This window comes from Streptomyces mashuensis (assembly GCF_014654785.1).
Classification (GTDB): domain Bacteria; phylum Actinomycetota; class Actinomycetes; order Streptomycetales; family Streptomycetaceae; genus Streptomyces; species Streptomyces mashuensis.
In genome coordinates this window covers 1-23680 of record NZ_BNBD01000004.1, presented here as the reverse complement: position 1 = coordinate 23680, position 23680 = coordinate 1, and the positions used below count along the sequence as shown (strand labels likewise).

The window sequence follows — 23680 nt, the reverse complement described above, 5'->3', positions numbered from 1 at the left end:
TGGCCACGGAACGCCGAAGGCCCCGGCCGGTTTCCCGGTCGGGGCCTTCGGTAGTGCCCGGTGAGGCACTGGCGGAGGATACGAGATTCGAACTCGTGAGGGGTTGCCCCCAACACGCTTTCCAAATGTTCGTGTGGGGGTTCGGATGGGTGTGGGACGGTTCTGACCTGCGGGGGAGCCGAGCGTGTCCCCGGTTTCGAATGGCTCCGGACGAGAGCGAATGAGACCAGAACTGAGACCAAGAGAGGCTGACGTTTTGCCTGGTGGTGCGCCTTCCGGTGTCTCTGGTCGATAGCTGGCCGCTGCTCGGCGGATAGCCGTACTTGTAGCTCTTCCTCCTGGGAGCGCTGCCACGCGGAGGTGGCAGCGCTCCCAGAGGGCTGCCTTAGGCGATGCCCCCGGCTCAGCGCTTCTGGCGGAACGCCCAGCAGATGGCGGCGATCAACCCCTGAGCTGATGCCACTGCCGTTGACGTCGTCGAGTCGATGGAACTTCCGGTGACGCCAAGAGCGGCTGCGTAGCCGGCTGCGTAGCCGGTGGCGAGGGCGACGAGCAGCGCCCGGGGGCTTCGGGGCTCTTCGCTCCCCGCGGGAAGCGGCTGCATACTGGGCATGACTACCTGCACCTTTCTGGTGGTGGGTGGTTGGCCGCTGCCCTCGGATGTTGCCGTGGAAAGTGCTTCCGAGGGTGGCGGTGGTACCGGGCCTGACTGTTATGCCTTGCCATACGAGGCGCGGTCGGCCAGCAAGGCCGCGACTTGGTGCTCCACGATGGTCAGGCGTGCTTCCAGCGATGACGGCTCGAACGGGTACCCACGTTCGGACGAGGCTGCGAAGGCCTCAAAGAGATGGGCCGCTGCGCTCCTGGCGCTTTGGCTGGCCTCTTGACGCCTGGTGACCAAAGCTGTAAAGGCAGCTGCCCTTCCCCTGCCGGACCTGTCCGTCAGGAATGGAAGCTCTGGCTCCTCACCCTGCGGAGTCATGACGCGTTGATCACCAGGGAGCGGTGAGTCGGTGCCGGATGCAGCGATCGTCGCATTCCGCAGGGCTGCAAGGAGATCCTGATCGTCGATGATCTTCTCTGCCTCCTTCCAAGTGCGCTCGACCAGTCGGTAGGCGACGACGAACGGTGCAGCTGGCCCGAGGGCCTCCTCTCCCGTGTTCTCGTCTTCTGTGGACGTGCCGTCGTAATGAGCGGCCCACTCGTTCACGATGGCCCCGTACCGTTTGTGAGCCGCGGACTTGGATAGCCCGCCGAGGGCCTGGCCGATTTGCTCCCATGGCGTGTCGCGTTGCCGCTCGGCGATGACGGCCTGTTCCAGGAGTTCTTCGGCCTTTTCGGCGAGGCGTCTGGCCTGCTCGACTAGCTGGCCGGCAGCAACGCCCTTAAGGGCGTCCTCGGCCCGCGCCTCGTTGACGACGAGGTGTGCCATCTCGCAGTCCGTGATCCTCATAGCAGCGAGCGTGACGCATGATGCGACGGGCTGTCAACTATCGTTCCATGAGGCGTCGCCAGTGGGGCGACGAGTTGTTTCCTGACGGCGACATCCGTAGTCCGGTAAGCGCTCGGCCAGCCGTACGGGTGATGGCCGAAGGCCCGCCGACGTACGCTCGTCGCGTGGCGACGACCGATGGAAAGTGGGCGTATGAGCTGGCGGGTGAGCTGCTGCGATGCAGCCTTCCCCGCAGGTGGTCACACACGCTGGGTGTCGCTGCATGTGCGCGGACGCTGGCGCCGCTGGTCGGGGAGAAGGCACTGGTCCTGGAGGCCGCCGCAGTGCTGCACGACATCGGGTACGCGCCTCCGCTCGTCCGCACCGGGTTCCATCCGCTGGACGGAGCTCGGTACCTCAGGGGCGTGCGTGCAGCGGACACGCAGGTCGTCCGGCTGGTGGCGAACCACTCGTACGCGCTGCTGGAAGCCGAGGAGCGGGGCCTCCGGGACGAGCTGGCGGATGAGTTCCCCCTTCTGGACGATCCGCTCCTCGTGGACGCGCTCGTCTACTGCGACATGACCACGACGCCGGACGGCTGCCGAATGACGTCCCAGGAGCGGCTGAGCGAGATCACCAGCCGCTACGGGGAGGACAGCGTGGTGGGACGTTTCATCCGCCAAGCCGCACCGCACATCCACGCGAGCGTGGATCGCGTGCGGGCGGCTGCCGCCGATGCCGGAGTCGGGCTGTGAATGCGGTGATCACCCGAGGTAGGGATAGGTCCCGGCCAGGTAATGGCCGATCTGCTCGTGCATGCTCGGATGGATGTCGAGCTTGTGGAGGTCGTCCGGGCTGACCCAGCGGACGCCGTCGGCCTCGTCGTTGACCGTGGGCTCCCCGCCGATGGGGCGCCCGATGTACACGGCCTCGTACTGCTGCCGGATCTCGCCGTCGGTGTAGGCGACGATGTGGGCGGGGTTGGAGTACACGCCGAGGAAGCCGGTGACCTCCGCGACGATTCCGGTCTCCTCCTCGCACTCGCGGACCGCGCATTGTGCCGGGCTCTCGCCGATGTCCTGGGCGCCGCCGGGCAGCGCCCATTGGCCCGTGTCGCGCCGTCGCTGCAGAAGGATGGCGCCTTCGTCGTTGACCACGAGCAGGTTGCTGGCGGGGATGAGGGTGTTGGCCTTGGGGGCCTTGGGGTCGTGGTAGTACTCGGTCCTGCCCACGGTGGTGCTACTCCTGCCTGTCGGGCGCCCAGGGGCGCGCGGATGCCCACACGGCCTCGAAGCTGTCGCCGTACCGCTGGAACCACTCGCCGCCGTCTGTGTTGCGGAGCTGGAGGATCGGGTTGGCGCTGGCCGGCTGGCCCCAGATGTGCGGGTTGACCATGAGGTGGTCGTCGTATCGGAAGAGCGAGTTGTAGAGCGTGGTGTCGTGGAGGCGGACCTCGCAGCCCGGATGGCCGACGAGATCGCGGTAGTACGTGAGGGAAGCCCTGATCTTGGCAGCGAGCGTGTCTCCGATGCCTTCCTCCCGCCCCCTGACGCTGACCGCCTCCCCGGAAGGGTCGCCGAAGCACAGCCGGACGCGGACGCCGGCCTCTGCCCGCTCCCGGAGCATCCTCGCGATATGCGGGTTCGTCTGTGCGAAGAAGGTCCCTGAGAAGACGAGCACGTCGATCTGCTTCATGGCGCCCAGGAGGAGGGAGAGCCACACATCACGGGGGACGCTTGCCCGGTTGGGGAAGGTGTCGACGAGTTCCGAGCGGACCGGGCCGAGCCTCGTGACCCCCTGACCGTTCTCCGGCCACAGATACGCCTCGTCGACGCCCAGCAGGTTCGCGACTGTCCAGCGGTGCCGGCGGTGCGGGACCCGCCCACTGACCCACCGGCTGGCTGTCTTCGGGTCGACGGAACAGGCTTCGGCCATCGCCTCCACCGTCAGGCCGCGTTGCACAAGCGCGGAACGCAGTCGCTCATTCACTCAGGCAAGCCAACCGGACGGTAGCGGCAGCCCGCAAGTGTCGTGAGCCTGCCACGCGCGGTTGTGGCCGGAACCGTTCGTACGCCTACGCTGACCCGGTGCCACTGATCGTGCTCTGGGACATCGACCACACCCTCATCGAGAACTCCGGTGTCAGCAAGGAGATCTACGCCGCCGCCTTCAAAGACCTCACCGGCCGTGCCGCCGTCCACCCGGCTCGCACCGAGGGCCGGACCGACCGGCTGATTCTCGCGGGGATGTTCCGGGACCAAGGAGAGGAACCGCCGGCGTGGGAGAGCATCCAGCCCGTACTGGAGGCCGCCGGCGCAGCGCGGGAGGCCGATCTCGCCCGCCGCGGCCGTGCCCTTCCCGGCGCCCGCGAGGCCCTCGCTGCGGTGGCAGCCGAGCCCGGCATGATCTCCTCGGTCCTGACCGGGAACGTCCGGGCGAATGCGCAGGTCAAGCTGAGGGCTTTCGGGCTGGACGGGCAGGTCGACATGGAGTGCGGGGCATACGGAGCGGACGCGGCTGACCGCGCCGACCTGGTCGACGTTGCGAGAGCCCGTGTCCGAGCGGCTCATGGCACCCCAGCCGACACGCCTGCCGTCCTTATCGGTGACACCCCACGCGATGTCCAGGCAGCCCTTGTCTCCGGTGCGCACGTCGTCGCTGTGGCCTCCGGCGTCCACAGCGCGGATGAATTGCGCGAAGCCGGAGCGAGCGTCGTCCTCGCCGACCTGACCGATGTCGCTGCCTTGATGCGCCATCTACGGTCGCTGGCTCACGCCGCCCGCTGAAAACGTCCCGGGACGTCCGTCAAAAGATCCCTGCGCGTGGTTCGCCGTCCTGCCATACGACGGCAATCTCTTGGGGGCCGTCGGCGGCGTCGCTCTCCCCGCTCCGCCGACCCGTCATCCCACTCCGGCCTCATGGATGGAGCACGTGCGTGACAGCATTACTCGGCGGACCGGCAGGCGCGACGTCCACACTCACGGATGTGGAGCGGCTCGCGGAGCGATACCAGGTGCCGGTCGAAGACGCCCTGCTCATCGCGATCAATCTTCACGGGATCAACGGGGACATGCCGCGTCACCGCGCACGCTTGCAGGTGCGGCTGGACAGTGCTCGCTCGGTGCCCTGGCAGCTCATCGTCCCGTTGAACGCGACGGAGTCGCCCTTCCGCTTGCTGGGGGACGGCCGACTGCTGCTGGGGGTCTCTCCGGTCGGCGTTGTGGAGCGTGTCGACGCCGATGAGGCAGTCGGTGGTTATTTTCGTGACAAAGGCTCGGCCCTCACGCTCAACCCGAATGCCCGCAGCCGCTGCGTGGGCTGTGCGTTCTGCCCCAACACCCTGGAAGCTGCTGCAGACCCGCGCCTGTCGGAGGAACAGGATCTCCGAGAGCTGCTCGCCGCGCTGCGTGAGCAGCACCCGAGGCAGGACCTGACGGAAGTCCGCGAGGTCACCGTTTCCACCGGATGCTTCGAGCGGGAATCAGCCGCCGTCGATCACCTTCGGGCCTTGCGTTCCGTGCTGGCCGAGTACGGTGTCGATGCCCGGCTCGGCTTCCTCACGTCGGTTTTGCGCTCACGGCAGGCATTCGAGGAACTTACCGACATCGGGCCCTTCGTGCTCCGGCTCACCGTTGAATGCTTCGAACGACGTGATCTCCTGCTGAAGGCCAGCAAGGCGGCTCTGACGACTTCCTGGATGCCGGAGGTGCTGAGGCGAGCGGTCGCCTCGGGACACGGTACGTCGTTCACGTACATCGTGGGCCTCGACGGCTTCGAGGCGCTGCGCACGGGCATCGAGGCCCTGGCCTCCTACGTGACCGAGTTCCCCAACTTCCAGGTCTACCAGGCCCACAACGGCATCATGACCGGCCTGCGTGCCCCGGGAGCCCAGGAGCTCGAGTACTACCTGCGCGCTCGCTCGGAAATAGAGAAGATCATGAAGCCCTCCGGGCTGCGGCCTTCGGCGTGGGAGTGCTACCGCCCCCTGTGGTACTTCACCTTCGCTGACGAGACGCTGGTCGGCGCGTGATGGAGGGGAACGCCGTGCTGGCCGACGCTCTATGGAGGGCTGTCTGTTACGCCTCGGTGTGCCAACTCCACCTACGGGACAATGTTCTGCTCCACCAGCCACTGACTGCCGAGCACGTCAAGGAGCGCCCGTCAGGTCACTGGGGAACCGTGCCGGGTACGGCGTGGGCCTTGTCCCACCTCGCCCTTGCCGCCGGAGATCTCGACAGGGAAGTCAGCCTCGTGCCGCTCCTCGGAGCCGGGCACGCCGGCGTCGTCCAGCTCTCCGCTTCCTGGGTGACCGGCGAGCTCGGCAGACTGCGCCCCGGGTTCGACCAGGATGCCGACGGCCTCCGACGGCTGTCGCGGTCGTTCCCAGGCGTGGACGGACTGGGGGCGGAGGTCACCCCGGCGCTGCCGGCCGGCGCCTTCCTGGGCGGACGCCTCGGTGGCTGCCTGCCCTTCGCCCAAGGGGCCGCGCTGGACGCCCCCGGCAGGATCGTTGTACCCGTGATCGGTGACGGCGAGTGCGAGACCCCGACGACTGCGGCCGCCTGGCTCGCTCACGGAAACCTGGCCCGCGCCGGCGTACTCCCCGTGGTGCACGTGAACGGCTTCCGCATGGGCGGGCCGTCCTTGCTCGGAGCGCTGGACGACGATCACCTCAGGGCGTACTTCTCCGGGCTTGGCTGGGAGGCCGGGATCGTGCGCGTCACCAGCGGATCACAGGCCGAGCACGCCTCTTTTCAGGCTGCCCTGTGGGATGCCATAGAAGCCACCCTCAACGACCGGCCCACGGCGCTCGTCCTGCGCTGCGTCAAGGGATGGACCGGCCCTGTGGCCCTCGGAGGCCAGACGCTTCTCGGAACGCCCGCCCTGCACAAGACACCCCTCACGAGCCCACGCGCCGACGCGGAACATCTGTCGCAGCTCGCGGACTGGCTCGCCTCCTACCAGCCCTCCCAGCTCTTCGAGACGAACGGGCGCGCCCGAGGTCCGCTCGCAGAGGCCGTTGCCCAGGCCCGGTGGTGCTCCCTTCACTCCACACGGCCGGAGGCACCTTCCAACCCGCGACAGGACCTGGCCGTCACGTTCGCGAGCGCGGTCAGGGGCGTCGTACGGCAACACGCCGAGCGAGGGGACTTCCTGCTCCTGAGCCCCGACGAACTGGCCTCCAACCGACTTCCCGATCTCGCCGGTGAGCGGTGGGTTCACGAGCTGCTGGCAGAGGAGGTGCTCCTGGAGTGGCTCGCCGGCTGGACCGCCAGTGGGCGCCGTGGGCTGCTCGTGTCATACGAGAGCTTCGCTCCTTTGCTCACCAGCGGCCTCGTGGGCCACATCAAGCAGCGGCGTCTCGACGGCGCACAGGGCCTGCCCAGCCTGAACCTCCTCCTGACCTCCTATGGCTGGCAGAACGTGCACACGCACGGCGATCCGTCCCTCGCCACCACCCTCTTGGCCCTGGGCGCCCCCGGTGTGCGTGTGCTGACGCCGGCAGACCCGGCCCGGACGGCGGCAGTCTTGGACGAGTCGCTCGAGTCCGTGGACCGCGTCAACGTGGTCATCACCGGCAAGCACACCCGCACTCTCCACCCGAACGAATGCCTTGCCGAGGAGCTGAGCCGGGGCCTCGCGGTATGGCCCCACCTCAGCGACGAGGACGAGCCTGATCTGACGATCGTGACAGCAGGCGACATCCCCGCCGCGGTAGCCACCGAAGCCGCCGACCGCATTCGCCACCGCCACCGGTGCCGGGTCCGAGTGATCAACCTGCTGGACCTCACGGTCCTCGGCGCTCCATCCGTGTGGCCGCGGGGGCTGAGCGGTACCGAGACCGAGCACTATCTCGGTACCCATGCTGCGGTTCTCATCCTTACCTTGGGCCATCCGGCCGCCGTGTGGGGTCTGCTGGCCGGAAGGCTCCGCCGTCCCGTAGAGGTCATCGGATGGCGCGAGCCCGTCGGACCCCTGTCGCAGCGCGACCTCGCCCACACCATGGGCATGGACGTGGGGGGAGTCGAGCGGGCTGCTGGCTTCCTCCTGGCCGCCCGCGAGGTGGTCCGATGACCTCGTGGACCATCAAGGACCTCCGCGTGGTCCAGGCGAGACAGCTCGCGGCGCCGGGGGACGACACGTTCTTCATCGCGGTTCGGGCTGCGGACGCGGTCGGCTGGTACGGCCCGGTCGGGGAACGTGTCGGCCGCTACGTGAACGACGTGCTGGCCCACGAGACGAAGGATGCACTGGTCACTGACCACATCGGTCTGCTGGGCGAGCTGCGGGAGGCGGCTCGCAGGCTTCCGTCCGAGGCGGCCTCCTGGGCGGTCGGCGTGGTCGATTGCGCCGTCTGGGATCTCCACGGTCGACTCGCCGAGGGCACCGTGGCGGAACTCCTCGCTGCGGCCGCCCCCCGGCCGTTGATCCCGGCGTACGCGTCCTGGCTGACCCAGGACCTCGGCCATATCGACAACCAGGACGTGCTGACCAGGGTCATGGCCGGTGGCTGGAGCTTCACCAAATGGGGGCTGCGTCGCGACCCGGCCGATCCACCCGGGGAAGCCGCGACCCGCATGGCCCGGGCGGTCGAGTGCTGCTCCCAGGCTCTCGGCGTGCCGCTCGCCGTCGACGCGGTCGGCACCTGGACGCCGGCCGTGGCCCTGGCCTTCGCGCAAGTGGCAGACCCCGTGTTCCTCCGGTGGCTGGAGGACCCACTGCCGCGTCACGACGCGGACACCTATGAACTCCTGGCGGCGACCGCGCTGCCGCTGGCTGTCGGTGAACGCGCGCACTGCGACGAGGACCCCGCCGGTCTGATCCAGTACGTCCGGCCCAGCGCCCTGACCCTCGATGCCGTGGGGTGCGGCGGTCTGACCCGGGCAACGCAGATCATCCATGTCGCCCAGACTCTGGGTGTTCCCGTCTACCCGCACGGCCGCTCGCTCCTGCCCGGACTCCATCTCGCCGCCGCCTACCCCGACGCCGTACCGGCCGTCGAGTACCGGCTCCGGTGGGAGCCCGGACGTCAACGCCTCTACGAATCGCCGCTCCGCCCCGAAAACGGCCGTCTCCGCCTGCCGGACATTCCTGGTCTCGGCACCACACCAAGGAGCACTGCATGCCCAGCGTCGCGCTGAACCTCCCCGTTGAGGGCACGGTCACCCATAGCCCGGAGGGGCCGCTGCTGCGGCTGTCGCAACGACTCGACGGGCACGACACCTTCCTCACCGGGAGCCTCGACATCGCGGACACGTCGGTCTCGGTGCGCATTCTGACCCTGGACAGTGTCACGGTCCTGCGTCCTGCGGACAGCTTCCTGCCGCCGGCCGACGGCGAGCACTGGACCGGCAGGCTCCATTTACCGCACGGGTTACGCCAGCGCAGCGTCCCGCCGGACCTCAACGCAGCTGCCGACCAAGCGGCACGGTCCTTCGACGGACTCGACGAAGCGGAGCTGCGGTACGTCCTCACCTTCCTGTCCGAGGCCACCACTCCCGCGATCCGGCGGGCCCGTATCGAAGCCGTTGTCTCCGCGCTGCCGACCACCACCGGGAGGAATCAGTGACATCACGACCCGAACTCCTGGTCTCCGTGGACGTCGGAGGCACCCTGGGCACGGCCGACGGCCCCGGTCTGACCATGCGGCTGGTCGCGGCGTCGCCGCTTCCTCCCGCGCGCACTCGCGAAATCCTGCGGTCCAGCCTCCACACCCGTCCGGCTCTGACCGACGCCCTGGTGAGCGAGGTCTGTGACGCTATCCGGGTGCCGACCGAGACGTTCCCGCGAAACGTGCCGCCGGCCCCGCTCAGCCTTTACCCCGGTACCACCGAGGCCCTGCGCAGGATGAGTGCCGCAGCGACCGTTGTCACCCTGTCCAACGTCACCTGCGTCGACGCCGACACCGACGGACTGCACACGCTCCTCTCCCCGTGGGTGAGCGACTTCTTCCCGTCATGCCGCATTGGCTACACGAAACCCGACCCCCGCGCCTTCCGCGTCGTGACCGAGCACTTCGGCACCGAGCCCAGTGGCCTGATCCATGTCGGTGACGACTGGGCGTGCGACATCGTCGGAGCCGTCGAAGCAGGGGCCAGGGCCGTGTGGATCTCACATGGGAGACAAGTCCCCGACGAGTCCCTGCTCGTTGACCACGGTGTGCTTGTCGCCGGAGACCTGGCGGCAGCCGCCACCTACATCCAGCACCTCGCCGCACGGAGCGCCACATGAGCCTGTTCACCGGAACCGCAAGCTACTACCGCCAGTTCCGCCCCGGCATCCCGGAAGGCGTCGCCGCAGCCCTGGACCAGGCCGCCCCGACACGGACCGACGGCCCGCGACGGCTGTTGGACATCGGCACCGGCACCGGATTGGTCGCCGAGGCGCTGATCGACCGGTTCGACGACATCATCGCCATCGACAACGACGCCGCCATGCTCGCCGCGGCGGAATCGGCCCTGCGCCCCAAGCTCCCCGAAGGCTTCAGCCTGTCGCTCGTCGAGAGCACCGCCGAGGACTTCACGCCGCCCAGCGGATGGAAGGCCGACCTGGTCACCATCTGCCGTGCGTTCCACTGGCTCGACCAGGCGGCCGTGCTGGCTCGCCTGGACCACCAAGTGGCCCCGGACGGCGTCGTCGCCATCTTCGGCGACAGCAGCTTCTGGACCGCCACCAGCCCCTGGAAGGAAGCCGTCCGGGACGTCATCAAGACGTTCCTCGGCGAAGAGCGCCGCGCCGGATCCGGCACGTTCCAGCACCACAACCGCCCCTACAGCGAGATCATGGAGGAGTCGCCCTTCGACCAGGTGGAGGAGGCCCGCATCCCCGTCCACCGCACCTGGACCGCCGAGAGCATCCTCGGCTACCTCTACTCCACTTCCTTCGCCGCGCCCCACCTCTTCGGCGATCGACTGCAGGAATTCGAGGCCGCCGTCAGGCAACGGCTCGCGGACTTCAGCGCGGACGACACCTTCCCGGAGGAGAACGAGTTCCTGATCCGCTTCGGACGGCGGAGCAGGAGGTGACGACCGACAGCACCGGGCGGGCGTTCGCCGAGCTCACCGCACCTCGCGTCACGGCTGAACTTGGCGAGCGTTCCGTTGTTTGTCTGCCGCTCGGATCGACGGAACAACACGGCCCGCACCTGCCCTTGGACACGGACACCGTCATCGCCGAGCGTTTCGCACACCGCCTGACCGCACACGTGGCCGGACGGCATGACCTGTGGGTCGGGCCTGCCCTCCCCTACGGTCTCTCGCCGGAACACGCTCGCACGCCTGGCACCGTCACCCTGGACCTTCGCTTGTACGCCGAGCTGATCACCAAGCTCGTCGACGAGTACGTCCGCTCCACGTCTGTCCGGTCCGTGCTCCTCATCAACGGCCATGGGGGCAATCGCGGTGCCCTGGAAGCCCTGGTCCACCAGCTTCGTCACTCTCACGGCATCACCGCCTGTGTGCTGCACCCCGCCGCACTCGCCGTCGGCCGCGTTCCGATCGGTGGCGAGATGCCCGAGGTGCATGCAGGAGTCCTGGAGACGGCACTCATGCTCGCCCTCGACCCGGACCGTGTCCGACTGGACCTTCTGCCGGGCAAGGAATTCGCCGACCTTGGCCGGCGTGGAGCGATCGGTCATCTCGTACTTGATCGCGGCGTGACCTGGCCTTGGACCTCCGACGATCCCACGCTGTCCGTCGCCGGCGTCATCGGCGGCGATCCGCGAAGGGCCACTCCAAAACTCGGTCAGCAGCTCATCAGCGCCGCCCTCAACGCCGGCATGCACGTACTCGACCGCATCGATACGGCCACGTCCCCCGGGACGTCGGAAACCTTACGGAGACACCATGGCCCTCACACGTGAGGAGAAGGACGCGTTCAAACGAGACGGCGTCGTCATACGCCGTGGTCTGGTCGCCCCCGGGCTGGTACACCGCGCCAGTTCGCTGATCGAGACCTGGTACCGAGACCTGCAACCCAGCGACATCCCGGCCTACAGCCAGCGCACCTTCGCCCCCGAACTCGGGAGCCACCCCGACATCCTGGCCCTGTACGGGCAGACGGAAGCCGCCGAACTCGCCACCGGTCTGCTCGGAGCAACCCTCCCCGTCACCACCGCCCAGATCCAGATCCGCGTACCCGAGTCCGAGTTCCCTGGCGTGCAGCCGGAGAAGACGATGCATGTGGACGGGGTCTCCTGCCCACACCTCGACCCGAGGGAACTGCGCACCTTCTCGCTCCTCGTCGGAGTCGTTCTCTCCGGCGTAGACAGCGCACAGGACGGCGCGCTGCACTACCAGCCTGGCGGTCACCACACCATGGCGGACTGGTTCCGCACTCAGTGGGCGCTCGGCATGACGGAGCAGGTGCCACCCGAAATCGACCACAAGCAGGGCGTGCCCCTGCTCGGCGTCCCTGGCGACGTCCTGCTCATGCACCACCTCGTCCCGCACTCGGCGGGGCGGAACCTCACCCCCTTCCCCCGGGTGATGGCCTACTTCCGCGTCTCCCACCCGCACCACCCGCGCCGCCGCCTCGAAGCTCTCCGCGACCCGTGGCTCGACTACCCGGCTCTCGCCGCCACCCCTCAGCCCGCTGCCGACAAGGAGTAGCCCATGCGTGTCATCGGACCCGAAGACATCGACACTGCCGTACGGGCGATCGAGGACGGCGGACTCGTCGTCGTCCCCACCCGGCGCTGGTACATGATCTGCGCCGATGCGAGCAATGCGCGGGCGTGCGACAGCATCATCACGGGGAAGCGCCGCCCCAGCGGCAAGCCGCTCGCTTACGTAGCTCCCTCCATGGCCTCCTGCGAGGATCACTTCGTCCTCAGTCCGGAGGCCAGGCGACTTGCCGCGGCCTTCTGGCCTGGTGATCTCGCACTGCTGCTGCCGTGGAACGACGCGGAAGAAGCTGCCCGGCACGCGGCAGTGGGATCACCTGCCCTGGTCACGATCGCCCCCGGCTTCCTCGGAGACCTCGCGTCGGCCGTAAAAGTCCCCCTCGCGGCCACCACGGCGAACGTCTCCGGGGACGCCGGCCCGAACGATCCGGGCCCGGCCATCACCGTCCATCAGGTCCACGCCTTCCTGACCGCCTCGGGCCTGGACGCAGACGTCCTGGTCGACGGCGGGGTGTGCCCTGCGGCGAACCACATGACCATCGTCGACTGCTTCACCCCGGAGGCCAGGCTGGTGCGCACGGGGCTCGTCCACCAGCGGGCCCTTTCGGCAGCGCTCGGCACCGAGATCCGGACCGCTTGACGACCCTCGCCTCCTCATGCTGAGCAAGCAGGAGGAGGCTACCGGAGCGAAAATGATGTCTACGACCGGCGGTCAGTCATTCATTGACATGCACCCGGCGAGGGGTGATGCCGCGCTGCGGCGGGTCCTGGAGGACGCCTCGATGGGGCGGTGGAAGGACCGCGGGACTTGCTGGCGGCTACCGGTTCCGACTGGGATCGCCGGATCTTCCGCCTCCAGGTTCTCGCGGAAGCGGGAGCGCGGCTACGGTTCGCCGACACCTGGGCGAAGGCAGAACCGCGCTCGTCGCACGCACTGGCCCTCCTCGCGAACGTGCAGGCCCTCCGCGCGATGGTTGCCGGGCGTGACGCCGGCTGGTCGCTGATGGAGGAGGCGTGGGCCACCTGTCACGCCGCGCTGGATGTATGGCCGCACGACGTGGCGCCTCTCGTGGTGATGCTCGCGCTTCTGCGGACGCACACGCCCGACCGGGCGACGCTGCAGCAGGTGTGGGCGGAGATCAAGCAGCGTGATCCGTGGAACCGCGAGGCGCATCATGAGGTCGTCACCTACTTGTTCCCGCGCTACCACGGCGAGGCCGGGGAGGCGATGTGGTGGGCTGAGGAGCAGGCGTCCGCCGCCCCGCGAGGGTTGCCGATCGCGGTCCTGCCGCTAGTCGTGATCGCCGAAGACCACCGATCGCGCCAGGAGCGAGACCAGACGGCCTACGGGCTGACCATCCACCCTTGGATCGACTGCCCACAGATTGATCACGTGCTGGAGCGCTGGTGGCGGTATCGCGCGCCCCGTCCGCACGCCTGCTTCGCCGACGACGCCAACTATCTCGCGCACGCGCTGTCGTTCGCCACCCGGCACAGCGAGGTCCTGGATGTCTTCGACGCGATCGGCCCCTACGCCACCAAGGTGCCCTGGTCGTACTGCGGCCAGGCCGGCGAACTGTTTGCCCGGCACCGCGCCTGGGCCTACAGCCCGCCGCGGCGCCGGCACCGCTGAGCACCCCCATGCACACCCCGATGAAGGAAGGACGGCACCCTCATGCCCTTTGATGTCTCCCGTGTCTCCGACGAGGAGCGCCTGAAGCAGCTCGGCTACCAGCAGACGCTGGCCCGCTCCATGTCCGGCCGGGCCAACTTCGGCGTCAGCTTCACGATCATCTCCATCCTCTCCGGCTGCATGACGCTCTACGGCTATGGCATGAACACCGGCGGACCCACGGTGATCATGTGGGGCTGGCTGTTCGTCGGCCTGATGACGCTGTTCGTCGGGCTGTCCATGGCAGAGGTGTGCTCCTCCTACCCCACCAGCGCGGGCCTGTACTTCTGGGCGCACCGCATGGCACCTCCCAGAACGGCCGCAGCGTGGGCATGGTTCACCGGCTGGTTCAACACCCTGGGCCAGATAGCGGTGACCGCGGGGGTCGACTTCGGCGCCGCCACTTTCCTCAACGCCCTGCTCGACCTTCAGTTCGGCTTCTCCGCCACCCCCGGCCACACCATCACGCTGTTCGGGATCATCCTTGTCCTGCACGGTGTGCTGAACACCTTCGGGGTTCGCATCGTCGCCTTCCTCAATGAGGTGTCCATCTGGTGGCACATCGTCGGCGTGGTCGTCATCTGCGGTGCCCTGGTGCTCGTGCCCGAGCACCACCGGTCGACGGGCTTCATCTTCGGCGAGTTCGTCAACAACACCGGCTTCTCCTCGAGCGCCTATGTGGTGCTGATCGGACTGCTGATGGCGCAGTACACCTTCACCGGCTACGACGCCTCGGCCCACATGACCGAGGAGACTATCGACGCCTCCACCGCCGGCCCAAGAGGCATCGTCCGGTCGATCCTCGTCTCCCTCGCGGCCGGCTTCGTCCTGCTGTTCGGCTTCACCTACGCCATCCAGTCCTATGCGGGTGCACTCGGATCTGCGACGGGGGTGCCCCCGGCGCAAATCCTCATGGACGCTCTCGGCGCCGCCGTCGGCAAGTGGCTGCTGCTGGTCGTCATCGTCGCCCAGCTCTTCTGCGGCATGGCATCCGTCACGGCGAACTCGCGGATGATCTACGCGTTCTCGCGCGACGGCGCCCTGCCCTTCTCCAAGGTGTGGCACAAGCTGAATCCCGCAACGCGCACACCCACCAACGCCGTGTGGCTCGCTGCCGGTGGCGCTTTCGTCCTCGGCCTGCCTTACCTGTGGAACACCACGGCCTACGCGGCCGTCACGTCGATCGCGACCATCGGCCTGTACATCGCCTACGTCATCCCCACTTTCCTCCGGCTCCGCCAGGGCGAACGGTTCGAGCGCGGCCCCTGGCACCTCGGTGCCTGGTCGCGCATCGTCGGCACGATCGCCGTCGCTTGGGTCGTGGTGATCACCGTGCTGTTCATGTTGCCGCAGACCTCGCCCGTCACCGCACGCACCTTCAACTACGCCCCTATCGCGGTCGGCGTCGTCATCGCCTTCTGCGGCACCTGGTGGTTCGCATCGGCCCGCAAGTGGTTCCTCGACCCGGCACACCCACGCAACTCGGACCCGAACCAGGAGCGTGCTCAAGCGCAGCAAGGTGCTCGCCCGTAGGGCACCTTCGACAGGCGCCAGGTTCGGCGCGCGTCGAGAACGGCTGAAGCCGATGGGGTGGCCAGTGAATGCGCTGGTAGCCGGTGGTTGCACTGAGGGCGCTGCGGGTTTCAGTGACCGAAAACCCGCTACTGCAGGTGATCGTCTCCGGACGGATTGTCGGTGGCGCGTGCTCTCATGCAACCTGCGCGCGGATGTGCCAATGATCTCGGCAGGGGGGTTCTTCATGGTGGTACAGGTGAAGGCGCACGAGTGGGGCGGTGTCCCCCTTCACCCGGACGGCGTTCGGTGAGCCGCCGTCCGGTACGGCGGACGGGCCGGCGGCGCCCGTCCCGCCGGTCCAGGAAGCAGGACGAGAAGGTCGGCCTGCTGGTGGCCACGGTGGTGGCGGTTGCTCTGGTGGCAGCCGTCGTGCAGTGGCTGCTCGCGCACTGGTGGGTCCTCCTTCTCGCGGCCGTGGTCGCCGCTGTCGTCGGCGGCCTCTGGCTGCAGCGGGCGCGGGAGCGGGCCGAGTGGGAACGCGTCCGGGCGCGCGCCCTGCGACTGCGCATCGCCGAGATCGATGCGCTGGATCACCGTGCCTTCGAGTTCGCCATACGGGACTTGATGCGACGGGACGGCTGTCGGGCCGAGCGGCTCGGCGGTGCGGGTGACAACGCCTGCGACGTGCGTGCTGTCGACCCTGCCGGTCGTGTGTGGGCGATCCAGTGCAAACACCGGCGGGACGGTGACCGCGGCTCCGCCGTCGGTGTCGGGGTGCTGCAGCAGGTCAACGGCACCGCGCGGCAGATTCACGGGGCGGACGTCGCGGTCGTCCTCACCAACGGCCGCTTTAGCTCCAAGGCCATTCCCTGGGGGAGGGACCACCGGATTCATCTCGTCGATCGCCGTTTGCTCGGCGAATGGGCGGCTGGCTCTCGTCCCCTGTGGGACCTGCTGGACCACATTCCGCCCGCACGCCGCCCTACTGCCCTGTCATGACGCGTAGGGGGATAGGTCGGATGCGGAGGCATGCTGCACGGGCGTGCCCGCAAATCCAGCCACCGGACCGGCGCTCTGTCGCCATTCACTGCTGATGGGGCTGTTGCGGTGCCCGCTTCGGGCTATGCAGGAAGGCGGGGAGGGCACGTGCTGGGGGAGGGGACTGGTCGGGTGACCATCAACGTGGCGCTCTTGCTAGCCATCATCATCGTTGTGCGATTGCGTCGGCGCACCGAAGCCCGGAGCCGGTTCGACGAGAAGCTCACCGTGGTCATTGTGCTGGTGTTCGGAGTGCTGATCGCTCCGACCAGTTTCGGACAAGGGGTACTCCACATTGTGGGGCAGCTCGCCCGGAGCATCTCGCAGAACAGCGGGTTCTGAGAGGCGACGGATGCTTTGTGATGTTCAGGCCCATTCGGTCAGGTCGTAGACGGCCTCGCAGTACGGATCGTCTGCGTCGTCCCTGCGGTGGGCGGCGAGTGTCTGTTCGTCGTCGGGGTTGAGCAGGGCGATCAGTTTCGTCGAGGCCCACCATCCGACGGTGCGTGGTTCCGCGGTCTTGGTGTCGCGCGTCGCCAAATCCAGGCCGATCGTGCGGCCGTCGCGCACGAGGTAGACGCGCACGAAGCCGGGGCTGTGTGCGTCGAAGCCGACCATGCGGTAGAGATCGGGCGCCGCCGATCCCGCGGCGCCGTGCCACAGAGGGTCGCCGGCAAGGTCCCCGATTACGTAGTCCAAGGAGTCGGCGTCCGTGACGTCGGCGTCATGGGGCAGGACGCCAGCTTCGGTCAGCGTGTCTGCGCCGATCACTTCGGGCTCGGCGCGGACGCCCGCGGCGGTCTGATGGTCGGTGGCCCACCGGGCGATGCCCCGCAAGGCACCGACGTACCACCACGTGGGGATCCACTCATCGCTCTCCGCGCGGCGCGTCGGCAGATCGACGAGGAGCGAACCGGACTGCGAGTCGCCCAGGCGGAGGCGAATGCTGTTCCCGGCTGGGCGCAGTCCTCGGACGTACAGTTCCGTTCCGGGCAACGGGACGCCGATGTAGCGCCGCAGCGTCAGCAGGACACGGGTGCAGTGTTTGTCCATGGCCATCAGGTACCCACTCTCCCGTGCCTGCCGACATCAGCGCTGGACCGTCACAGGTTGTTGATCCAGTCGGGGCACAGCGTCTGGCCGCGGCAGAAGGCGGTGACCGTGCCGATCGGTCGCCCGTCGGGCGTGCGCGAGCCCCCAGGGCCGACATCGTCGCGCTCGGCGACACTGGTGATGGTCATCCGGACGCTGCCGCCGCTGGTGACGACTCCGTCGTACTCGGCGCGCGTTCCCCTGACTCTGTCGGCCTTGCCGTTGTACGGGGCGTTGATCGCCTTCTTGCCGCGCATGTTGTGCTTCTCGGCTGCGTGACGTGCGCCGAAGTCGCTGGTGCCCTGCCGGGTCGGGATGTCGTTGTAGTCCCAGTCGAGTGCGGACCAGTTGATCCGGTACCAGGGGATGGACGGGTCGGGCGGTACGGACCGGCCGCCCAGGCTGAGGACGTCTGCCGGCAGCGGGACCCCCTCCGCGATGGCCTTCTGCACGCCGAAGATCTTCACGTACTCGTCGTTGGAATAGATCTGGACGTCGGCAGGGACCGCAGGGCCGTCGGTGCTGTGGTTCGCCGTGGCGGAGGCACTGCCAGGGATCGCCAGTCCGAGTAAGCAGGATGCCGCGATGCCGGCGAGCGTCGCCTTGCCTATCAGTCGCACGAAACCTCCAGGAAAGTCGGACAACCACCGTTCCAGTGGGACGGCAGCCGTTTCGTGTGCTGTTCGGCTGCGATGTTATGTAGGTGGCCAAGGCCCTCGTCCACCGGTTGAGCGCAGTTGCGGCAGGAATCGGTCCCTCCCCTTCTGTGTGGAATTGCTGCATCACGCCTGGACACCCTGCCTCCGGCGGCCCGACCGTCATTCGCTTGCTCCCCGGGGACTTGACTCAATGGCGGCCGGTGGACAACCCGGCTGATACACCACCGGTGGCTATCGGACCGGCCTTCCTGCCGGTCCTGTGGGACGCCTACCAGCCGTCGACGCCGACGGTCGCGTGGGCCGAGCGCTGACCATGGACATTGGCTTGGTCTGAGGGCTCGGTGTATGAGCAGGCAGGCCGGCCGTTCGCCGGATCCGCCAGACGAGGACGTCGCTGATGGAGCCGGCGCTGTCCAGCTCCCGTTGTTCGGCAATCTCGGCGAGGAGGGCGCCGGTCTCGTATCCGGCGCGTTCGGCTTCGGAAAGTGTGGCTGCGAGCCCGTACCAACCAGGCTCGGCCAGTGCCTTCTCCGCCAGCTCCGGCAGGGCAGCTCGGACGGTGGCGGCGTGCCTCCGGTGGTGATGAGCAGGAAGTGCCTGGCCTTGCTGGCGGAGGGCGGTCAAGGGCGCTGCGGCAGCTTGACGGTAGGCGGCACGAAGGTGGTCGGCGGCTTGGCGAGCGGCGGCGGCCTGCTGGGCGTGCTGGTGCTTGCTGTGCCAGTTCGCGGCAGCGATTGCCAGGAAGATCAGTGTGTCGATCACCATCGCTGTGGCCGCTCCATCTTCCCCGCGTCCAAGCACGGGGCCGCTGTAGACGAGGTCGCGGGCCGCTTTGCGGAGGGCGCGGTCGTGGAGGCGCTCGGCGCGGATGTGAGACCATGAAGCACGCTCGAAAGCAACCGCTGCTTCGCGCAGCTCTTGGCGGGTGGCGGCGGCGCTGGTCTTGGCGAGGGCGTCGAGGACCTCGCCGCCTGCGGCGATCTCCGACGCCGCCGTGGCGTCGTCACCTTGCTCGATGACGGACACGGCTTCCCAGGCGGCCTGCGTGGCCGCGCGCCGGGCCGCGGCGGGGCTGTCCGCCCGAGGACGATCCGTCCGGGTGTCCGGCTCGGCTGGCCTCTGGCTGTCGGTGAAGCGGTGGCGGATGCGGGGCAGGGAGAGGTCGGGGGCGAGTTTCGAGCCGGAGTAGAAGATGGGCCGGCCGTCCTTGTTGCGGTCGCTGGGCAGCGCAACCGTGTAGCCGAGGAGGTCGCCCGAGGGGGCGATGCGTTGGCGTATGAGCAGGCCGGCGTTGGCCAGACGGATGAAGAACTCGGTCTCGCTGTCGGCCCCGGCGACCGCGCGACGTACGGTTTCGCGGAGTTCCTCGCGTGGGGTGCGGCCACGGTGCAGCCGTTCGGCTTTGCGGCGCTCGGCGTTGGTGGGACCTTTGGCGGCGGTGCGATCGCCGCGTACCACTTGTCGCAGGCCGTATTCCTTCTCGATGGCGGCGAGTTCCTTGTCGGCGGTGAGGTAGTCGTTCCAGTGCCGGGCGGGGCGCAGGTCGCCTCGGACCTTGGTGGCGGCGATGTGGATGTGGTCGTCGGCATGGCGGACGGCGACCCAGCGACAGCCGTCCGGATCGCCGTCGGGCGCGATGCCGGTGGCAGCCACGACGCGGCGGGCAACATCAGCCCAGTCCTCGTCTGTGAGGTGATGGTCTTCGGGTGCGGCCCGGATCGAGCAGTGCCACACGTACTGCTCGGGTGCGCGGTTGCCAGCCTGCTTGACCCGAAGGTCCAGGGCCTGGACGAGCTGCTCCTTCGCGTGGCACGGGTCGGGGGAGCGCCCGGGGTCGGGTGCGAAGCCGTCCCAGGAGGCGACCAGGTGGGGGTCGGTGTGCTCGTTGGCCTTGCCGGGGCCGTAGAGGTAGGCGATGAGTTTGGCGGTGTTCTTGCCGCTGGTGATCTTTGCGATCATTCAGGCAGCCGCCTTCGTGATTGCCGTGCGATACGAGGCGGCGTCGATGTCCGCGACGGCAGCGCGGACACCGTCCAGGGTGCGTGTGGCTGCGACGAGCACGGCGGCGTCCACAGGCTGGGGATTGCCGCCGGAGTTCAGCACGCGCGCGATCTGATTGACGTTGTTGCCGATCTTGGCGACCTGGGTGCGTAGGGCGTTGAGCTCGTCGATGAGGTCGTCGACCGCGGTGCGCTGGCCGGGCAGGGCGAGGTCGCCTTCGAGGTAGGCCATGACGACCGCGCCGACGAGGTAGGCGCCGGAGATGTTCATCGCGCGGGCTCGTGTCGTGATCGCGTTCTTCTCGGTGACGCTGTAGCGGACGTCGACACGCTCTTTGCGCTGAACGTCTTCGCGCTGTCGGCGACGTGCGACGCGATGCAGGGCGGCTTCGTCGGCGGCGCGCGGTAGCGGCAGCGGCAGTTCGAAGGGTTCGACGATGCTCTTCCCCTCCTCGGGTGCCCCCTGGTGCCCGAGTGCCTCCGCCACCCCCGGGGCGGAGGCTTCACCATTGGTCCGGCCGTTGGACGGTCCAATGGGATACCTTGCTGCGCTTCGGGTTGAGGTGGTGGGCACCTCCTGCTGATCGAGGGCAGGGGCGTGGGTCTGGTCATGCATGTGTGGTGCGCTCCATAGGGATGACGGGGTTGTCGAACGGGGTGGACTGTTTGTGGTCTGCGGCTCTTTGGCTGGCCGAATCGTCCGGTCCCGGGTGTGGGAGAGGCCAGGGCAACATCCGTTCCGGGGACGGTCCCCGCGCGATCCTCGTAGCCCGTGCGGGGACCGGTCCCGCGGATGGGGCGTGCCTAGGGGGGCCGAACCCCTGAGGCCGTCCGGGAGCGGGGACCGGTCCCGCCCCCGAATGAGCCGCATTCTGTCCGGTAGTGCCTTGACCTGCGAAGACTTCTGGTCAGCCGCTGGGGACGGTTCCGGCCGGTTCGGCCGACGGCTGGCGCAGGGCGTGCATGACCTGGGTGAGCCGGTCCTGGCTGATGCGGTGACCGGCCGCACGGATGGTCTGGCGGACGGTGTCCCGGGTGGGTGTTTCGTCCGTGGCAAAGAGCGGCCGTGCGAGGTCGACCAGCTCATCGAGGCCGGCTGTGGGCGGTCGACCGATGCGACGGGGACCGACCGTCCCGTCACCGCTCCCCGGTTCGTCCTGGTCCGCCTCTTCGGCGGCCGGGCGGTGAAGCGCCGGAACCGGTACGGGACCGTCATCGGTCGGTTCGGGGGCGGTTGCGGTGTGGCGCGCGACGAGGATGTGCAGGTGCACGGCGCCGGCGAGGGCGAGCGGGGCGAGGGTGGAGAGGACGCCAACGGTGGCGTCGCCGAGGTGCAGGCCCTCCGGTAGGGACTGCTGGTTCAGGCGTATGGCGTGCAGGGCGTTGGCCCAGATGCTGGCGGCGGTCGCGGTGCCGAAGAGCATCCATACGTAGAGGCGGGCGCTGAAGGATGCGGTCCGCAGGACGAGCAGGGCGCGGACGCCGTAGGCGATGAACCCGTCGATCACGAGCGGGAAGAGGTAGGTCAGGAAGCCGCGGATGTGGATGGCGGTGGCCATCTGCTGGAGGGCGTCGTACGAGAGGGCGCATCCGGCGCCGCCGAGGGCCGTGATGGCGGCGCGGTCCCAGCCAGTCGCCTGATGGCTGGGGGAGGCGGGAGTGGCGAGGGCGAGCATGGTCACGAGGTGGTGCTCCGGTCCCGTTTCAGGGCGTTCGTGGGGTGTCGGTGGAGGCGTTCACGGAGGGGCGTACACGCGAGCCCCCTTCTAAAGGGGGGCTCGCGCGTGAACGCTCGGCGCATGTACGCCGTGTGCGGTCGCGTGATCGTCTGACCTGCGGTTTTGCCGCGAGCGTGAGCGGCGTGGACGGTTTTCGGGCCGTGGTCCCATGAGGGGCGCGTGTACGGTCCCGTGTACGGTCCGGTCGGCTCGCGCGGCGGGGTCAGCAGACGGCGGCGATGTGGCGCGCGGAGGCGTGGTAGCGGGCTTGCTGCCCGCCGCCGGTGCCGCCCGCGATGCCGTCGGCCTTCGTGGCCAGTCCCGCCTTGACCAGGCTGTCCAGGGCTCGGCGGGCCTTCTCGACGGCGGCTCGGTCGGGGTTGGCCGCGCCGGTCTGAGCGATGGCGAGGTCGCGAACGCTGAGGCCGCCGGGGGCGGCCCGCAGGATGGTGACCGGGTCGAGGGCGGGGTCGACGGTCGTGGTGCCGTGAACGTGGTCGTGGATCAGCTGCAGGGGGCCGATCTCACCGGTCGGCGTCTTGAGGTGGTGAAGGGTGACGGCAGGGTCGCTGGCCTCTCCCGAGATGAACAGGACGCTGCCCGCGCCGGAGGTGATCCACGTGGAGCCGTAGACGCGGTCAAGTGCCGGCCGCTGGTCGCGAGCCGCCTCGGCGGGGGATTTGCGCTGGTGGTGGAGCTCCATGACCTCGACGCCGTTGCGCAGGGCGCGCATGCGGGCGTTCTGGAAGGCGACGGCGAGGGCGTCGTCGACGAGAGTGCTGACCGCGTCCTTCAGGCTGTCGATCACGATGGTGTCGGCCTGGTGGGCAGCGGCCAGATCGCTGAGGAGGTCGGGCTCCTTGTCCAGGGTGGCGGGCAGCGGCCCCTGCCAGACCGCGAGCCGTTCCCGCAGGATCGCCTCGTCCTTCACGCCGATGCGGCGTGCCATGGCGCGGGCGATCTGCTGCGGGCGGTCCATGGCCAGGTACAGCACCCGCTTGCTGGGCGCGACCGGCATGTCGAGGACGGACTCCTGGAGGCCGATGCGGGCGAGGATGACCTGGTGGGCCAGGGTGGTCTTGCCGACGCCCGGAGCCCCGACGATCATCAGGCTCTCGCCGGACGCCCACGCGGTCTTCTCCCGAGTGCCCCACAGCGGTTCCTTGTCGGCGCCGGTCTCGGTGACGAACCGCCAGCCGTCAACCAGGTACCGGGAGAGGCGTCCGCAGCCGGAGGCGAGTGCCCGTTCCCGTTCGGTACCGATGTCCGTCTCGATGGCGGAGCGGATCTCGTCGGGGTCGGCACCCGGCTCCTGCGTGCGCTGGACGGTGCGGAAGCCGTGTTCACGCAGACGGCGCAGAGCCGCTGCTCTGCGCACGATGTCCGCGTAGTAGGCAGCGTGGCTGGCCGAGGGCGGGGCGCCGTAGAGCTGGTGGACGTAGACGATCCCGCCGACCCGGTTGATGTCGCCCTGGCGCGTGAGGAGGTCACTCACGGCGATCGGGTCGGTCGGCTTGTCCTCGCCACGCAGGGCGAGGAGCGCTCGCCAGATGGTCTCGTGGTGCGGGCGGTAGAAATCGCCCGCGTCCAGCATGGCGCGGACCTCGTCGATCACATCGGGCCCGTGCATGCAGGCGCCGAGGACGGCGCGCTCGGCCTCCGCGTCGTGCGGCGGCTGGACGGTCATGTCGGTGGGCGACACGGGGCCTGCCGCCTGGTGGGATGGCATCTCCGGCGGCTGGGCCGTACCCTTTGGCAAGGAAACTCCTCACCCGGCAGGCCATATGGGGCGGCAACCCCGGCCAGGCCGGTCTGATCGTTCAGGGATGGGCGGTCTGAGGTTTCTTCTTTCGGCCCCCGGTGTTCGTAGGACGCTGTTGGCGAATTCGGGGGCTGGTCCTACTTCGCCCCGCCGAGCGTGAGCTCGGCG

General features: G+C 68.7%; 24 protein-coding genes. 15 read left to right on the top strand and 9 right to left on the bottom strand.

What is annotated here, in order from left to right; all coding sequences use genetic code 11:
• Window positions 1–712: 712 nt before the first annotated feature.
• Entirely contained in the window at window positions 713–1453 is a 741-nt protein-coding gene (locus IE305_RS11760; RefSeq protein WP_190129495.1) for a hypothetical protein, read from the bottom strand.
• 164 nt (window positions 1454–1617) lie between these two features.
• On the opposite strand from IE305_RS11760, the gene IE305_RS11755 reads away from it, so the two are divergent.
• Window positions 1618–2187: an HD domain-containing protein gene (locus IE305_RS11755; RefSeq protein WP_229890843.1), complete on the top strand. Its 570-nt coding sequence runs from the start codon at window positions 1618–1620 to the stop codon at window positions 2185–2187.
• Window positions 2188–2196: 9 nt separating this feature from the next.
• On the opposite strand, the gene IE305_RS11750 is transcribed toward IE305_RS11755, so the two are convergent.
• Together IE305_RS11750 and IE305_RS11745 are read right to left on the bottom strand one after the other, a co-directional pair.
• Window positions 2197–2664, bottom strand: coding sequence for an NUDIX hydrolase (locus IE305_RS11750; protein ID WP_190129494.1), 468 nt, complete (start codon window positions 2662–2664; stop codon window positions 2197–2199).
• Between the two features lie 7 nt (window positions 2665–2671).
• Window positions 2672–3421: a DUF5919 domain-containing protein gene (locus tag IE305_RS11745; RefSeq protein WP_190129493.1), complete on the bottom strand. Its 750-nt coding sequence runs from the start codon at window positions 3419–3421 to the stop codon at window positions 2672–2674.
• A gap of 98 nt (window positions 3422–3519) precedes the next feature.
• On the opposite strand from IE305_RS11745, the gene IE305_RS11740 reads away from it, so the two are divergent.
• The 14 genes from IE305_RS11740 to IE305_RS11675 all read left to right on the top strand — a co-directional run bounded on the left by IE305_RS11740 (window position 3520) and on the right by IE305_RS11675 (window position 16623).
• Window positions 3520–4218 carry an HAD family hydrolase gene (locus IE305_RS11740; protein ID WP_190129492.1) on the top strand — a complete coding sequence of 233 codons (699 nt, stop codon included), beginning with the start codon at window positions 3520–3522 and terminating at the stop codon, window positions 4216–4218.
• Between the two features lie 149 nt (window positions 4219–4367).
• Window positions 4368–5462: a hypothetical protein gene (locus IE305_RS11735; protein ID WP_190129491.1), complete on the top strand. Its 1095-nt coding sequence runs from the start codon at window positions 4368–4370 to the stop codon at window positions 5460–5462.
• Between the two features lie 14 nt (window positions 5463–5476).
• Window positions 5477–7507, top strand: a complete 2031-nt coding sequence (locus IE305_RS11730) for a phosphoketolase family protein (RefSeq protein WP_229890841.1) — start codon at window positions 5477–5479, stop codon at window positions 7505–7507.
• On the top strand, window positions 7504–8574 hold the full coding sequence (locus IE305_RS11725) for an enolase C-terminal domain-like protein (RefSeq protein ID WP_190129489.1): 1071 nt from the start codon (window positions 7504–7506) through the stop codon (window positions 8572–8574). Before IE305_RS11730 ends, IE305_RS11725 begins: the two co-directional genes overlap by 4 nt.
• Window positions 8556–9002, top strand: a complete 447-nt coding sequence (locus IE305_RS11720; protein WP_190129488.1) for a YdeI/OmpD-associated family protein — start codon at window positions 8556–8558, stop codon at window positions 9000–9002. The genes IE305_RS11725 and IE305_RS11720 overlap by 19 nt, the downstream gene beginning before the upstream one ends.
• Entirely contained in the window at window positions 8999–9664 is a 666-nt protein-coding gene (locus IE305_RS11715; RefSeq protein ID WP_190129487.1) for an HAD family hydrolase, read from the top strand. Before IE305_RS11720 ends, IE305_RS11715 begins: the two co-directional genes overlap by 4 nt.
• A complete protein-coding gene (locus tag IE305_RS11710; RefSeq protein WP_190129486.1) occupies window positions 9661–10458 on the top strand; it encodes a class I SAM-dependent methyltransferase in 798 nt (265 codons plus the stop codon). The genes IE305_RS11715 and IE305_RS11710 overlap by 4 nt, the downstream gene beginning before the upstream one ends.
• Window positions 10455–11294 carry a creatininase family protein gene (locus IE305_RS11705; RefSeq protein ID WP_190129485.1) on the top strand — a complete coding sequence of 280 codons (840 nt, stop codon included), beginning with the start codon at window positions 10455–10457 and terminating at the stop codon, window positions 11292–11294. Before IE305_RS11710 ends, IE305_RS11705 begins: the two co-directional genes overlap by 4 nt.
• Window positions 11278–12042: a phytanoyl-CoA dioxygenase family protein gene (locus IE305_RS11700; RefSeq protein WP_190129484.1), complete on the top strand. Its 765-nt coding sequence runs from the start codon at window positions 11278–11280 to the stop codon at window positions 12040–12042. Before IE305_RS11705 ends, IE305_RS11700 begins: the two co-directional genes overlap by 17 nt.
• 3 nt (window positions 12043–12045) lie before the next feature.
• Window positions 12046–12696 (top strand): L-threonylcarbamoyladenylate synthase, encoded by a 651-nt coding sequence (locus IE305_RS11695; RefSeq protein WP_190129483.1) that lies wholly within the window; start codon window positions 12046–12048, stop codon window positions 12694–12696.
• A gap of 168 nt (window positions 12697–12864) precedes the next feature.
• On the top strand, window positions 12865–13689 hold the full coding sequence (locus IE305_RS11690) for a hypothetical protein (RefSeq protein WP_229890839.1): 825 nt from the start codon (window positions 12865–12867) through the stop codon (window positions 13687–13689).
• A gap of 42 nt (window positions 13690–13731) precedes the next feature.
• A complete protein-coding gene (locus IE305_RS11685; protein WP_190129481.1) occupies window positions 13732–15261 on the top strand; it encodes an amino acid permease in 1530 nt (509 codons plus the stop codon).
• A gap of 372 nt (window positions 15262–15633) precedes the next feature.
• Window positions 15634–16242 (top strand): restriction endonuclease, encoded by a 609-nt coding sequence (locus IE305_RS11680; protein WP_373311585.1) that lies wholly within the window; start codon window positions 15634–15636, stop codon window positions 16240–16242.
• Window positions 16243–16413: 171 nt separating this feature from the next.
• The gene (locus IE305_RS11675; protein ID WP_190129480.1) at window positions 16414–16623 is read left to right on the top strand and encodes a hypothetical protein; all 210 of its coding nucleotides are present in this window, start codon (window positions 16414–16416) and stop codon (window positions 16621–16623) included.
• Window positions 16624–16647: 24 nt separating this feature from the next.
• On the opposite strand, the gene IE305_RS11670 is transcribed toward IE305_RS11675, so the two are convergent.
• The 6 genes from IE305_RS11670 to IE305_RS11645 all read right to left on the bottom strand — a co-directional run bounded on the left by IE305_RS11670 (window position 16648) and on the right by IE305_RS11645 (window position 23509).
• On the bottom strand, window positions 16648–17340 hold the full coding sequence (locus tag IE305_RS11670) for a hypothetical protein (protein WP_190129479.1): 693 nt from the start codon (window positions 17338–17340) through the stop codon (window positions 16648–16650).
• A 44-nt stretch (window positions 17341–17384) separates the two neighbouring features.
• A complete protein-coding gene (locus IE305_RS11665; protein WP_190129478.1) occupies window positions 17385–17993 on the bottom strand; it encodes a hypothetical protein in 609 nt (202 codons plus the stop codon).
• A 270-nt stretch (window positions 17994–18263) separates the two neighbouring features.
• Complete coding sequence (locus IE305_RS11660; RefSeq protein ID WP_190129477.1) at window positions 18264–19991, bottom strand: relaxase/mobilization nuclease domain-containing protein; 1728 nt, start codon at window positions 19989–19991, stop codon at window positions 18264–18266.
• Window positions 19992–20648, bottom strand: coding sequence for a MobC family plasmid mobilization relaxosome protein (locus IE305_RS11655; protein WP_190129476.1), 657 nt, complete (start codon window positions 20646–20648; stop codon window positions 19992–19994).
• A 292-nt stretch (window positions 20649–20940) separates the two neighbouring features.
• On the bottom strand, window positions 20941–21708 hold the full coding sequence (locus IE305_RS33760; protein ID WP_190129852.1) for a DUF2637 domain-containing protein: 768 nt from the start codon (window positions 21706–21708) through the stop codon (window positions 20941–20943).
• Between the two features lie 265 nt (window positions 21709–21973).
• The gene (locus IE305_RS11645; protein ID WP_373311583.1) at window positions 21974–23509 is read right to left on the bottom strand and encodes a DnaB-like helicase N-terminal domain-containing protein; all 1536 of its coding nucleotides are present in this window, start codon (window positions 23507–23509) and stop codon (window positions 21974–21976) included.
• Between the last annotated feature and the right edge of the window lie 171 nt (window positions 23510–23680).

What these genes read in the sequence shown, in the direction of transcription:
- IE305_RS33760 (WP_190129852.1), bottom strand. Translation starts at nt 21,708, where the DNA reads ATGCTCGCCCTCGCCACTCCCGCCTCCCCCAGCCATCAGGCGACTGGC.
- IE305_RS11655 (WP_190129476.1), bottom strand. Translation starts at nt 20,648, where the DNA reads ATGCATGACCAGACCCACGCCCCTGCCCTCGATCAGCAGGAGGTGCCC.
- IE305_RS11685 (WP_190129481.1), top strand. Translation starts at nt 13,732, where the DNA reads ATGCCCTTTGATGTCTCCCGTGTCTCCGACGAGGAGCGCCTGAAGCAG.
- IE305_RS11720 (WP_190129488.1), top strand. Translation starts at nt 8,556, where the DNA reads ATGCCCAGCGTCGCGCTGAACCTCCCCGTTGAGGGCACGGTCACCCAT.
- IE305_RS11725 (WP_190129489.1), top strand. Translation starts at nt 7,504, where the DNA reads ATGACCTCGTGGACCATCAAGGACCTCCGCGTGGTCCAGGCGAGACAG.
- IE305_RS11710 (WP_190129486.1), top strand. Translation starts at nt 9,661, where the DNA reads ATGAGCCTGTTCACCGGAACCGCAAGCTACTACCGCCAGTTCCGCCCC.
- IE305_RS11695 (WP_190129483.1), top strand. Translation starts at nt 12,046, where the DNA reads ATGCGTGTCATCGGACCCGAAGACATCGACACTGCCGTACGGGCGATC.
- IE305_RS11670 (WP_190129479.1), bottom strand. Translation starts at nt 17,340, where the DNA reads ATGGCCATGGACAAACACTGCACCCGTGTCCTGCTGACGCTGCGGCGC.
- IE305_RS11760 (WP_190129495.1), bottom strand. Translation starts at nt 1,453, where the DNA reads ATGAGGATCACGGACTGCGAGATGGCACACCTCGTCGTCAACGAGGCG.
- IE305_RS11660 (WP_190129477.1), bottom strand. Translation starts at nt 19,991, where the DNA reads ATGATCGCAAAGATCACCAGCGGCAAGAACACCGCCAAACTCATCGCC.
- IE305_RS11700 (WP_190129484.1), top strand. Translation starts at nt 11,278, where the DNA reads ATGGCCCTCACACGTGAGGAGAAGGACGCGTTCAAACGAGACGGCGTC.